Origin of the sequence: Bacillus pumilus (genome assembly GCF_024498355.1) — a bacterium.
GTDB lineage: Bacteria > Bacillota > Bacilli > Bacillales > Bacillaceae > Bacillus > Bacillus pumilus_P.
The window spans coordinates 129,175-143,846 of the sequence record NZ_CP101833.1 but is presented as its reverse complement, the minus strand read 5'-3'; the positions used below and the strand labels follow the sequence as shown (position 1 = coordinate 143,846).

17 protein-coding genes are annotated in these 14,672 nt (G+C 42.6%); all 17 read right to left on the bottom strand.

Annotated features, from left to right (window positions below):
- Window positions 1–19: 19 nt before the first annotated feature.
- The gene (gene rpmC / locus NPA43_RS00775) at window positions 20–220 is read right to left on the bottom strand and encodes a 50S ribosomal protein L29 (RefSeq protein ID WP_003217155.1); all 201 of its coding nucleotides are present in this window, start codon (window positions 218–220) and stop codon (window positions 20–22) included.
- Window positions 210–644 (bottom strand): 50S ribosomal protein L16, encoded by a 435-nt coding sequence (gene rplP, locus NPA43_RS00770; protein ID WP_003225801.1) that lies wholly within the window; start codon window positions 642–644, stop codon window positions 210–212. Before rplP ends, rpmC begins: the two co-directional genes overlap by 11 nt.
- Window position 645: 1 nt before the next feature.
- Window positions 646–1,302 carry a 30S ribosomal protein S3 gene (gene rpsC / locus NPA43_RS00765; RefSeq protein WP_003217241.1) on the bottom strand — a complete coding sequence of 219 codons (657 nt, stop codon included), beginning with the start codon at window positions 1,300–1,302 and terminating at the stop codon, window positions 646–648.
- 3 nt (window positions 1,303–1,305) lie between these two features.
- Window positions 1,306–1,647, bottom strand: coding sequence for a 50S ribosomal protein L22 (gene rplV, locus NPA43_RS00760; protein WP_007496316.1), 342 nt, complete (start codon window positions 1,645–1,647; stop codon window positions 1,306–1,308).
- A 17-nt stretch (window positions 1,648–1,664) separates the two neighbouring features.
- Window positions 1,665–1,943: a 30S ribosomal protein S19 gene (gene rpsS, locus NPA43_RS00755; protein WP_003216920.1), complete on the bottom strand. Its 279-nt coding sequence runs from the start codon at window positions 1,941–1,943 to the stop codon at window positions 1,665–1,667.
- Window positions 1,944–2,000: 57 nt separating this feature from the next.
- Entirely contained in the window at window positions 2,001–2,834 is an 834-nt protein-coding gene (gene rplB / locus NPA43_RS00750; protein WP_024425599.1) for a 50S ribosomal protein L2, read from the bottom strand.
- 28 nt (window positions 2,835–2,862) lie between these two features.
- Complete coding sequence (gene rplW / locus NPA43_RS00745) at window positions 2,863–3,150, bottom strand: 50S ribosomal protein L23 (protein ID WP_003217016.1); 288 nt, start codon at window positions 3,148–3,150, stop codon at window positions 2,863–2,865.
- On the bottom strand, window positions 3,150–3,773 hold the full coding sequence (gene rplD / locus NPA43_RS00740) for a 50S ribosomal protein L4 (protein WP_099679362.1): 624 nt from the start codon (window positions 3,771–3,773) through the stop codon (window positions 3,150–3,152). The genes rplW and rplD overlap by 1 nt, the downstream gene beginning before the upstream one ends.
- Window positions 3,774–3,800: 27 nt before the next feature.
- Window positions 3,801–4,430 (bottom strand): 50S ribosomal protein L3, encoded by a 630-nt coding sequence (gene rplC, locus NPA43_RS00735; protein WP_041084736.1) that lies wholly within the window; start codon window positions 4,428–4,430, stop codon window positions 3,801–3,803.
- A 37-nt stretch (window positions 4,431–4,467) separates the two neighbouring features.
- The gene (rpsJ, locus tag NPA43_RS00730) at window positions 4,468–4,776 is read right to left on the bottom strand and encodes a 30S ribosomal protein S10 (protein WP_099728190.1); all 309 of its coding nucleotides are present in this window, start codon (window positions 4,774–4,776) and stop codon (window positions 4,468–4,470) included.
- Between the two features lie 218 nt (window positions 4,777–4,994).
- Window positions 4,995–5,954, bottom strand: a complete 960-nt coding sequence (locus tag NPA43_RS00725; protein ID WP_256499216.1) for an alpha/beta fold hydrolase — start codon at window positions 5,952–5,954, stop codon at window positions 4,995–4,997.
- 109 nt (window positions 5,955–6,063) lie between these two features.
- Window positions 6,064–7,254, bottom strand: a complete 1,191-nt coding sequence (gene tuf / locus NPA43_RS00720) for an elongation factor Tu (protein ID WP_007496302.1) — start codon at window positions 7,252–7,254, stop codon at window positions 6,064–6,066.
- 117 nt (window positions 7,255–7,371) lie between these two features.
- Window positions 7,372–9,450 carry an elongation factor G gene (fusA, locus tag NPA43_RS00715; protein WP_099728192.1) on the bottom strand — a complete coding sequence of 693 codons (2,079 nt, stop codon included), beginning with the start codon at window positions 9,448–9,450 and terminating at the stop codon, window positions 7,372–7,374.
- 54 nt (window positions 9,451–9,504) lie between these two features.
- Window positions 9,505–9,975 carry a 30S ribosomal protein S7 gene (gene rpsG / locus NPA43_RS00710; RefSeq protein ID WP_003216884.1) on the bottom strand — a complete coding sequence of 157 codons (471 nt, stop codon included), beginning with the start codon at window positions 9,973–9,975 and terminating at the stop codon, window positions 9,505–9,507.
- Window positions 9,976–10,097: 122 nt separating this feature from the next.
- The gene (gene rpsL / locus NPA43_RS00705) at window positions 10,098–10,517 is read right to left on the bottom strand and encodes a 30S ribosomal protein S12 (protein ID WP_003216962.1); all 420 of its coding nucleotides are present in this window, start codon (window positions 10,515–10,517) and stop codon (window positions 10,098–10,100) included.
- A gap of 112 nt (window positions 10,518–10,629) precedes the next feature.
- Entirely contained in the window at window positions 10,630–10,878 is a 249-nt protein-coding gene (locus tag NPA43_RS00700) for a 50S ribosomal protein L7ae-like protein (RefSeq protein WP_008345416.1), read from the bottom strand.
- A 146-nt stretch (window positions 10,879–11,024) separates the two neighbouring features.
- Complete coding sequence (gene rpoC, locus NPA43_RS00695) at window positions 11,025–14,624, bottom strand: DNA-directed RNA polymerase subunit beta' (protein ID WP_099728193.1); 3,600 nt, start codon at window positions 14,622–14,624, stop codon at window positions 11,025–11,027.
- Window positions 14,625–14,672 lie beyond the last annotated feature (48 nt).

The window sequence follows — 14,672 nt, the reverse complement described above, 5'->3', positions numbered from 1 at the left end:
GGGGCCTCCCCTCTAATTATTATTTATTAGCAGCGATTTCTCTTTGACGAATCACAGTTTTCATGCGTGCGATTGATTTACGCACTTCACGAATGCGAGCAGTGTTTTCAAGCTGCCCAGTCGCTAATTGGAAACGAAGATTGAAAAGTTCTTCTTTAAGAGACTTTACTTTTTGTTCAATTTCAGCAGTGGTAAGGTCACGAATTTCATTAGCTTTCATTTGATTCACCACCAATTTCTTCACGTTTTACGAACTTCGTTTTAATTGGCAATTTGTGAGATGCAAGGCGAAGAGCTTCACGAGCAACTTCTTCAGACACACCAGAAATTTCAAATAAAACTTTGCCCGGTTTTACTACAGCTACCCATCCTTCTGGAGCACCTTTACCGGAACCCATGCGGACCTCTAGAGGTTTTGCTGTGTATGGCTTAGAAGGGAAAATTTTAATCCAAACTTTACCGCCACGTTTCATGTAACGAGTCATAGCAATACGAGCAGCTTCGATTTGACGGTTAGTAATCCATGAAGCTTCTAGAGCTTGGATACCGAACTCACCGAAATGTACTTCAGTGCCGCCTTTTGCACGACCACGCATTTTTCCACGATGTTCTCTGCGATACTTCACGCGTTTTGGCAATAACATATTATTTTCCTCCTTCCGCAGTATTCTTCTTAGTTGGAAGGACTTCTCCACGATAGATCCATACTTTTACGCCAAGCTTACCATAAGTAGTGTCAGCTTCAGCAGTAGCGTAGTCAATGTCAGCACGAAGTGTGTGCAACGGAACAGTACCTTCACTGTAATATTCAGAACGAGCAATATCTGCACCGCCAAGACGACCAGAAACCATTGTTTTGATTCCTTGTGCTCCAGCACGCATTGTACGTTGGATTGTTTGTTTTTGTGCACGACGGAATGAAATACGATTTTCAAGTTGACGAGCGATGTTTTCAGCAACTAGCTGAGCATCAAGATCTGCTCTCTTGATTTCAAGAATGTTGATGTGTACACGTTTGCCAGTTAGGCTGTTAAGAGCTTTACGAAGTGCTTCAACTTCAGATCCGCCTTTACCAATTACCATACCTGGTTTAGCCGTGTGGATTGTGATATTTACGCGGTTTGCAGCACGTTCGATTTCTACTTTAGAAACAGACGCGTCAGACAAACGCTTGCTGATGAATTCACGGATTTTCAAGTCTTCATGTAAGAAGTCAGCGTAATCTTTACCTGCGAACCATTTAGATTCCCAATCACGAATGACGCCAATACGAAGACCTACTGGATTTACCTTTTGACCCACGGATTATCCCTCCTTCTTTTCTGATACAACGATTGTAATGTGGCTAGTACGTTTGTTAATTGCGCTCGCACGACCCATAGCACGTGGACGGAATCTCTTAAGTGTTGGACCTTCGTCAACGAATGCTTGAGTAATCACTAGGCTGTTAGCGTCCAACTCGTAGTTGTGCTCAGCGTTTGCGATAGCAGATTTTAATACTTTTTCAATAATTGGTGAAGCAGCCTTAGGTGTAAGGTTTAAGATAGAAACTGCTTCTCCTACTTGCTTACCTCGGATCAGGTCCATTACTAGACGTGCTTTACGAGGAGCAATACGGACTGTTCTTGCGACAGCTTTAGCTTGCATTTAAAAGCCTCCTCTCATTAGCGTCTTGTTTTTTTATCGTCACTAGCATGACCTTTGTAAGTACGGCTTGGTGCGAATTCGCCCAATTTGTGACCTACCATATCTTCAGAAATGAAAACAGGTACATGTTTGCGTCCGTCATAGACAGCGATTGTGTGACCGATGAATTGTGGGAAAATTGTAGAACGACGAGACCAAGTTTTTACGACTTGCTTTTTGTCAGTTTCATTCAATTTCTCGACTTTAGCCATCAAATGATCATCAACAAATGGTCCTTTTTTTAAGCTGCGAGCCATTGTGGAACCTCCCTTCGTGATTGAACTACGGTCCTAAATGAACCGTAGACAACCCCGTTACTTGTTTTTACGACGACGTACAATGAATTTATCAGACTTGTTGGTTTTCTTACGAGTCTTGAATCCAAGAGTCGGTTTACCCCATGGAGACATTGGTGATTTACGTCCGATTGGAGCGCGTCCTTCACCACCACCGTGTGGGTGATCGTTAGGGTTCATTACAGAACCACGAACTGTTGGGCGTACGCCTTTCCAGCGAGAACGTCCAGCTTTACCGATGTTAATTAATTCGTGTTGCTCGTTTCCAACTTGACCGATAGTCGCACGGCAAGCAGAAAGAATCATGCGAACTTCTCCTGAGTTCAAACGTACAAGAACGTATTTACCTTCTTTACCAAGAACTTGAGCAGAAGTACCAGCAGAACGAACTAATTGTCCACCTTTACCTGGTTTCAATTCAATGTTATGCACAACTGTACCAACTGGGATGTTGATAAGTGGAAGCGCGTTACCTGGTTTGATGTCAGCTTCTGGTCCAGAAGTAACTTCAGTACCAACTTGAATTCCTTTTGGAGCAAGAATGTAACGTTTCTCACCATCTGCATAGTTTACAAGAGCGATGTTCGCTGAACGGTTTGGATCATACTCGATTGTAGCAACGCGTCCAGGTATACCATCTTTATCACGCTTAAAGTCGATGATACGGTATTGACGTTTATGACCGCCACCTTGATGACGAACAGTCAATCTACCTTGGTTGTTACGTCCGCCTTTTTTGTGTAGCGGTGCAAGCAACGATTTTTCTGGTTTGTCAGTCGTGATTTCAGCAAAATCTGAAGTAGTCATGCCACGACGACCATTACTGGTTGGTTTATACTTTTTAATCGCCATTTTGAATTTCCCTCCTTCTTTTTAAGATTTACGCTTCAAAAATTTCGATTTCTTTGCTGTCAGCAGTTAATTTCACGATCGCTTTTCTGCGACGGCTAGTCATACCAGTGTAGCGTCCAACGCGTTTAGATTTTCCTTTGTAGTTTTGAACGTTGACTTTCTCAACTTTCACTCCAAAGATTTCTTCAACAGCGTCTTTCACTTCTGTTTTGTTAGCTCTGACATCAACTTCGAACGTGTACTTCTTCTCTGTCATTAGATCAGCAGAACGTTCAGTAATGATAGGGCGCTTTAGAACATCACGAGGATCTTTCATTATGCAAGTCCCTCCTCTACTTTTTCAACCGCTGCTTTAGTGATCAGAAGTTTGTCGTGGTTGACAACGTCAAGAACGTTGATACCTTTAGCTTCAACAACTGTTACTCCAGGGATGTTACGAGCAGATAAAGCTACTGTTTCGTTTGCATCCGCAGTGACGATCAACGCTTTCTTCTCAACAGATAACCCTTTAAGGATGCCTGCGAATTCTTTCGTTTTCACTGCATCAAGAGTCAAATCTTCAAGAACGATGATGTTGTTGTCGATTACTTTAGAAGACAATACTGACTTGATAGCCAAGCGGCGAACTTTTTTAGGTAATTTATAAGAATAGCTGCGTGGTGTTGGACCGAATACGATACCGCCTCCGCGCCATTGTGGTGAACGGATAGAACCTTGACGAGCACGACCTGTACCCTTCTGTCTCCAAGGCTTACGACCTCCGCCACGTACTTCAGAACGAGTTTTTACTTTGTGAGTTCCTTGACGTAAGGAAGCTCTTTGCATAAGAATAGCATCGAATACTACGCTTTCGTTTGGCTCGATTCCAAACACAGAAGCGTTTAATTCGATTTCACCGTTAGTAGAACCGTTTTGGTTAAATAATGCTACTTTTGGCATGACTTGTTTCCTCCTTTCCTAAGAGAGTTATTTAGATTTAACTGCACTCTTTACAGTTACTAGAGATTTTTTAGCTCCTGGTACGTTCCCTTTGATCAATAGAAGATTGCGTTCTGCATCAACTTTAACGATCTCAAGGTTTTGGACAGTGATTTGCTCTCCGCCCATACGTCCTGGAAGAAGTTTACCTTTGAATACGCGGTTTGGATCAACAGGTCCCATTGAACCAGGACGACGGTGATAACGTGAACCGTGAGTCATTGGTCCGCGTGATTGTCCGTGGCGCTTGATAGCCCCTTGGAATCCTTTACCTTTTGATGTTCCTGTTACATCTACGATATCTCCATTTGCGAAAATATCAACCTTGACTTCCTGACCAACTTCATACGCATCTAACTCCACACCGCGTAATTCTTTTACGAAGCGCTTAGGAGCAGTTTCCGCTTTAGCAACGTGGCCTTTCTCTGGTTTGTTAGAAAGCTTTTCACGTTTGTCATCAAAACCGATTTGGATTGCTTCATAGCCATCCGTATCAGCAGTCTTCTTTTGAAGAACAACGTTAGCAGCAGCCTCAACAACAGTTACAGGGATAAGATCACCGTTTTCTGCGAATACTTGCGTCATACCAATTTTTCTACCTAAGATTCCTTTGGTCATTCGTCACACCTCCTATAATATGTGTTTTCTATTTGAATTAAAGTTTGATTTCGATATCTACACCAGATGGTAAATCTAAACGCATAAGTGCATCAACTGTTTGCGGAGTTGGATCCACGATGTCGATTAGACGTTTGTGAGTACGCATCTCGAATTGCTCACGAGAATCTTTGTACTTATGAACCGCACGAAGGATTGTGTAAACTGATTTTTCAGTTGGAAGCGGGATCGGACCAGATACACTAGCACCAGAACGCTTAGCCGTTTCAACAATCTTCTCAGCAGATTGATCAAGAATTCTATGATCATATGCTTTTAAACGAATACGAATTTTTTGTTTTGCCATTATTTTCCCTCCTTTTCGCCTACTTACGTTAGACAGTTCTCCGTGAGAAAAACCTGATCACCTTGCCATGGCAAAGCGGCCGGGTGTGTCAGCAACCTCTCACTTCATCGCAGTCAAAGACCAACATGCACTATTGTACCAAATTGGCCTGCGTGTTGCAATAATAAATCGGATAAATTTATGATTTGCACACTTTTCATATTATACAGGGGTTCAGCCTATAAATCAAGCTTTCCCTGAAGATGATGTACAGCAGTCTTTCTTACGATCCGAATAAATTCATCTGGCTCTTCAATATGCGGGGAATGGGCAGATTCTTTAAAGGTGAACCATTCTTTTATCGGTGCTGTTAATTGATCAACATATGGTTTTGTTACAGCAGCGGGCGTAATCATGTCATGTTCACCAATGATAAAGTAGCACGGTATTAATATAGTAGAAACTCGGTATTGAATACTCTCATTCATCAGTTCATTCCATAGCTTGTCCTGACTAAACTTCTGTCCTTTCAGGAATCTCCATTTATCTTTCAGCTGATAATGCTTACTATGAAGAAACGCGCTCATCATTTGAAAAATCGGCTTCCACTTATGTGTGAGCCCTACTTTTGCGAACTCTTTATATAGAGAGAACAAAGCATGAGCAGAGGTTCGTTTCCACGGGGGAGGTGTCAGTAATCGCAGGCAGCTAGTGAGCAGTCGATTGCGATGGTATTTCTTCAGAAGAAGTTCGTACGACACAATATCTTCTTTTAATACATCCACGACCTGACTAATCCCATAATATGCATGATATAAATCCGGACGTTTATGTACTGCTTGTATCGAAATCAGCGCTCCCCATGAGTACCCAGCGATGTACAGTTTTGAATGACCTAAATACGAAAGAAGCTTTTCGGTCAGTTCAATCGTATCTTCAACAAATTGCTGAATAGTCATCGAAGCAGCGGGAATATTCTTTTGATAGGAAAGTCCTGCCCCACGCTGATCCCAATGGACGACTGTAAAGTCTTGATCTAATTCCTCATGAAAGGAATCGATATAACTGATTTGAGCTGAGCCGGGCCCACCGTGTAAAAATAAAAAAACGGGTTTTGTTTTATTCAGGTGATTTTCTTTCATCATAATCCATTGGTCAACTCCGCCGATCAACCATTTCTTCAAATATGTCTTCGCCATTCCAGTGATCCTCTCGGTTCCATTTAGATTCTATAGCTTATAGTAGCCGTTCTGGTCTGGAAAAGCAAAAAAAGAGACCCTTTTGCAAGGAGTCTCTTTTATATGTTTATTATTTAATGATAGTTGAAACGACACCAGAACCTACAGTACGTCCACCCTCACGGATAGAGAAACGAGTTCCTTCTTCGATAGCGATAGTAGAGATAAGTTCAACTTCCATCTCAGTGTTATCGCCAGGCATAACCATTTCAGTACCTTCTGGAAGATGTACGATACCAGTTACGTCAGTTGTACGGAAGTAGAACTGCGGACGGTAGTTAGTGAAGAATGGAGTATGACGTCCACCCTCTTCTTTAGAAAGTACATAAACTTCAGCTTTGAAACGGCTATGTGGAGTGATTGTACCTGGTTTAGCAAGTACTTGACCACGTTGGATATCTTCACGAGATACACCACGAAGTAGTGCACCGATGTTGTCACCAGCTTCAGCATAGTCAAGAAGCTTACGGAACATTTCAACACCTGTAACAGTTGTTTTACCGTTTTCTTCTTGAAGACCGATGATTTCAACTTCGTCACCGACTTTAACTTGTCCACGCTCAACACGACCAGTAGCAACTGTTCCACGACCAGTGATTGAGAATACGTCCTCAACTGGCATCATGAATGGCTTCTCAGTGTCACGTTCTGGAGTTGGGATGTACTCATCAACCGCATCCATAAGTTCAAAGATTTTTGCTTCGTAATCAGCATCTCCTTCAAGAGCTTTAAGAGCAGAACCTTTGATAACTGGTACATCGTCACCAGGGAAGTCATAGTCAGAAAGAAGGTCACGAACTTCCATTTCAACAAGTTCAAGTAACTCTTCATCGTCAACCATGTCACATTTGTTAAGGAATACTACGATGTAAGGTACACCTACGTTACGAGAAAGCAGGATGTGCTCACGTGTTTGTGGCATTGGACCGTCAGCAGCAGATACTACTAAGATCGCGCCGTCCATTTGAGCAGCACCAGTGATCATGTTTTTAACGTAGTCAGCGTGTCCTGGGCAGTCTACGTGTGCATAGTGACGAGTTTCAGTTTCATACTCAACGTGTGCAGTTGAGATTGTGATTCCACGCTCGCGCTCTTCTGGAGCACCATCGATTTGATCATAAGCCATAGCTGTACCTTTACCAGATTTCTTATGAAGAACTGTTGAGATAGCAGCAGTTAGAGTTGTTTTACCATGGTCAACGTGTCCAATTGTACCAATGTTAGCATGCGATTTGGAACGGTCGAATTTTTCTTTAGCCATTCTAAAAATCCTCCTTAAAGGTCATTGTATTTGGTATAGAGTGATAGAAAGTGAAGAGTTACCTCTCACTTTCTGATCTTCAATAGTAGTTATACTTTAGTTTAAAGGCAAAATCAATTATTCACCTTTATTTTTTTTGATGATTTCTTCACTGATGCTCTTAGGCACTTCTTCATAGTGATCCATGTGCATAGTGAAAGTACCGCGTCCTTGTGTGTTAGAACGGAGTGCAGTTGCATATCCGAACATTTCAGAAAGTGGAACCATAGCGCGAACAACTTGAGCGTTACCGCGTGCTTCCATACCTTCTACACGTCCACGACGAGATGTGATATCACCCATGATGTCTCCCATGTATTCTTCAGGGATAACGACTTCTACTTTCATCATTGGCTCAAGTAGAACTGGGTTACATTTGCTGACAGCATTTTTCAATGCCATAGACGCAGCAATTTTAAACGCCATTTCGTTAGAGTCAACATCGTGGTATGATCCATCAAATAATTTAGCTTTGATGTCGATTAATGGGAATCCAGCTAATACACCATTTTCAAGTGAATCTTCAAGACCTGCTTGAATAGCTGGGATGTATTCACGAGGAACAACCCCACCAACGATTGCATTTTGGAATTCGAAGCCTGCGCCTTCTTCGTTTGGTTCGAATTCGATCCAAACGTGTCCGAACTGACCGCGTCCACCAGACTGACGTACGAATTTACCTTCAACTTTTGCACCAGAACGGAATGTTTCACGGTACGCAACTTGAGGAGCTCCTACGTTAGCTTCAACCTTGAACTCACGCTTCATACGGTCAACAATGATATCAAGGTGAAGCTCACCCATACCAGAGATGATCGTTTGACCAGTTTCAGTGTTTGTTTGTGTACGGAATGTTGGATCCTCTTCAGCTAGTTTAGCTAAAGCGATACCCATTTTATCTTGGTCAGCCTTAGATTTAGGCTCGATTGCTACATCGATAACTGGCTCTGGGAAATCCATAGACTCAAGGATAACAAGGCTTTTCTCGTCACATAGAGTGTCACCAGTTGATGTATCTTTAAGACCTACAGCTGCTGCGATATCCCCTGCGTAAACAGTAGAGATTTCTTCACGGCTGTTTGCGTGCATTTGAAGGATACGTCCAACACGTTCACGCTTGTTCTTAGAAGAGTTCTTCACGTAAGAACCAGAATCAAGTGTTCCAGAGTATACGCGGAAGAAAGTTAGTTTCCCAACATAAGGGTCAGTCATAACTTTAAATGCAAGGGCTGAGAATGGTGCGTCATCAGTAGACTCACGTACAACCTCTTCATTTGTATCTGGCAAGGTACCTTTGATTGCAGCAACATCAGTTGGTGCAGGAAGGTAATCAAGCACAGCGTCAAGTACAAGCTGAACACCTTTGTTTTTGAAAGCAGATCCAACAAGAACTGGATAGAATTCAACATTCAATGTTCCTTTACGGATTGCAGCTTTCAATTCAGGAATTGTAATTTCTTCACCCTCAAGGTATTTTTCCATAAGCTCTTCATCAAGCTCAGCCACAGCTTCAATTAAGCTGCTGCGAAGCTCTTCAGCTTTGTCTTTATACTCAGCAGGGATTTCTTTTGCATCAGAGCGAGTTCCAAGGTCATCTTCGTAGAAGTATGCTACGTTTTCTACAAGGTCGATGATTCCTTCGAATTGGTCTTCAGCACCGATCGGCAATTGAATTGCATGAGCGTTTGCTTGAAGACGATCTCTTAATGTACCTACAGAGTAAAGGAAGTCCGCACCGGTTTTATCCATTTTGTTAACGAATACGATACGAGGTACTCCGTAAGTTGTTGCTTGGCGCCAAACTGTTTCAGTTTGTGGCTCTACACCTGATTGTGCATCAAGAACAGCTACCGCACCATCAAGTACACGTAAAGAACGTTCAACTTCAACAGTGAAGTCTACGTGTCCTGGTGTATCGATGATGTTTACACGGTAACCTTTCCATTGTGCTGTAGTAGCAGCAGAAGTGATTGTAATACCACGTTCTTGCTCCTGCTCCATCCAGTCCATTTGTGAAGCTCCTTCGTGAGTTTCACCAATTTTATGGATACGACCAGTGTAGTACAAGATACGCTCAGTCGTTGTCGTTTTACCGGCATCGATGTGAGCCATGATACCAATATTACGAGTTTTGTCTAAGGAGAACTCTCTTGCCATTGGGTAATTTCTCCTTCCTTATTAGGGAATAGTTTTTTTAGTTTGGTATAAATCCTACCAGCGGTAGTGAGCGAATGCTTTGTTCGCTTCTGCCATTTTGTGTGTATCTTCACGTTTCTTCACAGCAGCACCAGTGTTGTTAGCTGCGTCAAGGATTTCGTTAGCAAGACGCTCTTCCATCGTTTTTTCTCCACGAAGACGAGCGTAGTTAACTAACCAGCGAAGACCTAAAGTCGTACGACGGTCTGGGCGAACTTCTACAGGTACTTGGTAGTTAGCTCCACCTACACGACGTGCTTTCACTTCAAGAACTGGCATGATGTTTTTCAAGGCTTGTTCGAAAACCTCCATCGCTTCATTACCAGTACGTTCTTTGATGATATCAAATGACTTGTAGAGTATTGTTTGAGATTTTCCTCTTTTACCGTCGATCATCATTTTGTTGATCAAACGAGATACAAGTTTAGAATTGTAAATTGGATCTGGCAAAACGTCTCTTTTTGCTACAGGACCTTTACGTGGCATCTGAATAGCCTCCCTTCTCTTTTAAAAGGATTTCTATCTGTCTCTCATCTCAATTTCATTGTCAGTTCCCTGACTCCACTGATCTGATATTCAACTTCTAAAAACCCTTATGTTTGTTTATATTATTTGCTTTGTTTAGGGCGTTTTGTTCCGTATTTAGAACGTCCTTGCATACGACCGTCAACTCCGGCAGTATCAAGCGCACCACGAACGATGTGGTAACGTACACCCGGTAAGTCTTTTACACGTCCGCCACGGATAAGTACTACACTGTGCTCTTGTAGGTTATGACCGATACCAGGAATGTAAGCTGTTACTTCAATCAGGTTAGACAAACGTACACGAGCATATTTACGTAGTGCTGAGTTTGGTTTTTTCGGTGTCATTGTACCGACACGAGTACAAACCCCGCGTTTCTGTGGAGATGTTACGTTAGTGTGCTCTTTTTTGAAACTGTTGTATCCTTTGTTAAGTGCAGGAGACTTTGAGTTTTCAACTTTACTCACGCGTCCTTTGCGTATTAGTTGATTAATTGTAGGCATGTTGTTATTCCTCCCTTCATTACTTTTTTTATAACCCACATACCCAGGTGGTTCATCAAAAGGCAAAAAACAATGCTTTTGCATTTAAAGCATGCAAAAACAAACAAGTACGTTATAACATAATGGCAACAGCTGCTGCCCCAACTTCAATTCCGCAGGCCTTGCCGAGCTTTTTCATGGAATCTACCACTAAAATGTCTACACCCTTCTCTTGCGCTAGTTTCATTACACTAGCTGTTAAAGCAGGATCAGCATCTTTCGCTACGACGATTTCCTTTACTGAATCTCGTTTTAGAGCTTTTACTGTTTGCTTCGTACCAATAATAATGGACTGAGCCTGTGATACTTTATCATAAGACATCGAATATCCTCCAAAGTAACAGGTTTTATTTTGAGCACCTTGGTTATATTATCATCATGGCAGAAGGATGTCAATATCGTATGACAGATTATCTTGACATCCTTCACCATTTTTTGATGATTTTTATGGAAATCTTTTGAGAAAGATTACTCTACAGGAACCATGTCGTCAGTCGGCTGCACTTGTGAAACCGGCTTAACTTTACGGTAGTTTGGCATTCCCGTTCCAGCAGGAACAAGTTTACCAATGATAACATTCTCTTTCAAGCCAAGCAGTTCATCGCGTTTTCCTTTGATCGCCGCATCAGTTAGGACACGAGTCGTTTCTTGGAAGGATGCAGCAGACAAGAATGAGTCTGTTTCAAGTGATGCTTTTGTAATACCAAGAAGAACTGGACGGCCTGTTGCAGGACGCTTGCCTTCGAATAGAACTTTTTTGTTCGCTTCAGTGAATTGATGTACATCAAGAAGTGTGCCTGGCAATACATCTGTATCCCCTGCATCAGCGACACGCACTTTGCGAAGCATTTGGCGAACCATTACCTCTACGTGTTTATCTCCGATTTCTACCCCTTGCATACGGTATACTTTTTGTACTTCATGAAGCAGATATTCTTGAACAGCTGTCATGTCAGTCACTTTTAGAAGCTCTTTCGGATCGATAGAACCTTCTGTCAGTACTTGACCACGAGTGACTTTGTCACCTTCAACAACTTTCAGACGTGCATTGTAAGGAGCTGTGTAAGAACGAGTTTCAACTTCGCCTTGAACCACAATTTCCTGCTGCTTGTCACGAACATCGTTGATTTCAGCAACGACACCATCAATTTCAGAGATGGTCGCTTGCCCTTTCGGATTACGCGCTTCAAATAGCTCTTGGATACGAGGTAAACCTTGTGTGATATCGTCTCCTGCTACCCCACCGGTGTGGAACGTACGCATTGTAAGCTGTGTTCCTGGCTCACCGATCGATTGTGCAGCGATGATTCCAACTGCTTCACCAACTTCGACGTCAGTACCAGTTGCAAGGTTACGGCCGTAGCATCGTTTACATACACCATGAGGCGTGTTACATGTAAATGCAGAACGGATCCATACTTCTTCAATACCTGCTTCAACTACTTCAAGTGCTTTATCTTCATCAATTAGCTCGTTTTCACCCACAATGACTTCGCCCGTTTCAGGATGAACAATTGGTTTTCTTGCAAAACGTCCGATAAGACGTTCTTCAAGTTTCTCAATAATTTCATTTCCTTCTTTAATGGACTTCGCCAAGATTCCACGGTCTGTACCGCAATCTGTTTCACGGATGATGACATCCTGTGCAACGTCAACGAGGCGACGCGTGAGGTAGCCTGAGTCAGCTGTTTTAAGGGCTGTATCGGCAAGACCTTTACGCGCTCCGTGAGTGGAAATAAAGTATTCTAATACGGTTAAACCTTCACGGAAACTAGATTTAATCGGAAGTTCAATGATACGTCCAGCCGGGTTGGCCATCAGACCACGCATACCAGCCAGCTGAGTGAAGTTAGATGCGTTACCACGCGCTCCAGAGTCACTCATCATGTAGATCGGGTTGACTTCATCAAGGGACTTCATCAGTTTACCTTGGATGACATCTTTAGAAGAACTCCAGATTGAAATCACTCTCTCATATCGCTCTTCTTCTGTAATCAAACCACGTCTGAATTGCTTCAAGACGTTATCTACTTTGGCTTGTGCTTCTTCAAGGATTTTCTGCTTATCATCTAATACGACGATATCAGATACACCAACGGTAATACCGGCTTTAGTAGAATATTTGAACCCAAGATTTTTCATGCGGTCAAGCATTTTGGAAGTCTCAGTGATGTGGAATCTCTTAAAGATTTCCGCAATGATTTTTCCTAAAATACCTTTTTTGAACGGCGCATTGATTTCTTGTTTCTCGATCGCAGCTTTTACATCCTCACCTTTTTCAAGGAAGAAACGATCAGGTGTTTTTTCTTCAATATTGCTCTTAGTCGGCTCATTCATGTATGGGAATGATTCCGGTAAGATTTCGTTAAAGATCAGTTTTCCAACTGTTGTAATCAACAATTTAGAACGCTGTTCATCAGTGAATGTCACATTCTTCAACGAGCTAGCTGCAACAGCTACACGTGTATGAAGATGCACATAACCATTTTGATAAGCTAGAAGGGCTTCATTCGTATCTTTGAAGACCATACCTTCTCCGATAGCACCTTTACGCTCAAGTGTTAGGTAGTAGTTACCAAGCACCATATCCTGAGATGGCGTAACAACTGGTTTTCCATCTTTCGGGTTCAAAATGTTTTGAGCAGCAAGCATTAAGATACGAGCCTCAGCTTGAGCTTCGGCAGATAATGGTACGTGAACCGCCATTTGGTCACCGTCAAAGTCAGCGTTGTAGGCTGTACATACAAGTGGATGCAGACGAATTGCGCGTCCTTCCACAAGTGTAGGTTCAAACGCTTGAATACCAAGTCTGTGAAGAGTTGGTGCACGGTTTAGTAAGACTGGATGCTCGCGAATAACTGATTCTAAAACATCCCATACTTCCGGCTGCACGCGCTCAATTTTACGCTTCGCGCTCTTAATGTTGTGGGCTAATCCTTTTTCAACAAGCTCCTTCATCACAAATGGTTTGAATAATTCAAGAGCCATTTCTTTCGGAAGTCCACACTGATACATTTTCAAATGTGGTCCTACGACGATAACGGAACGTCCAGAATAGTCAACACGTTTACCAAGCAAGTTTTGACGGAAACGCCCTTGTTTCCCTTTCAGCATGTGAGAAAGAGATTTCAATGGTCTATTTCCTGGTCCTGTTACTGGTCGACCTCTACGTCCATTATCAATCAAGGCATCGACAGCTTCTTGAAGCATACGCTTCTCGTTCTGAACGATGATGCTTGGCGCGCCAAGATCTAATAAACGTTTCAGACGATTGTTACGGTTGATGACACGACGATAAAGGTCGTTCAAGTCAGAAGTAGCAAAACGTCCACCATCAAGCTGAACCATTGGACGTAATTCTGGTGGAATAACCGGAAGTACATCAAGGATCATCCAAGACGGTTTGTTTCCTGAGTTACGGAAGGCTTCTAACACTTCAAGGCGTTTGATCGCACGTGTACGACGCTGTCCTTGGGCTGTTTTCAGCTCTTCTTTCAGTGTATCCACTTCTTTTACAAGATCGATATCTTGAAGAAGTTTGTTGATTGCTTCAGCACCCATAGCTGCTTGGAACGTATTACCGTATTTATCTAAATAAGCACGGAATTCTTTCTCAGAAAGAAGTTGTTTCTTCTCAAGCGGTGTGTTGCCAGGATCTGTCACGACGTAAGAAGCGAAGTAGATCACTTCTTCTAACGCACGTGGTGACATATCAAGAACAAGACCCATACGGCTTGGGATACCTTTGAAATACCAAATGTGGGAAACCGGGGCAGCCAGTTCGATATGCCCCATTCTCTCACGACGGACTTTTGCCCGTGTTACTTCTACACCACAACGGTCACATACAACACCCTTATAACGAACACGTTTATACTTTCCACAATGACATTCCCAGTCTTTTTGCGGTCCGAAGATACGTTCACAAAAGAGACCATCTTTTTCAGGTTTCAGTGTACGATAGTTAATCGTTTCAGGCTTTTTCACTTCACCAAAAGACCAAGAACGGATTTTATCAGGTGATGCGAGACCGATGTTCATATACTCAAAATTGTTCACATCTAGCAAGGGGCCTACCTCCCTTTTAATCTTCGGGTTATACCCTAGTCACTTGCT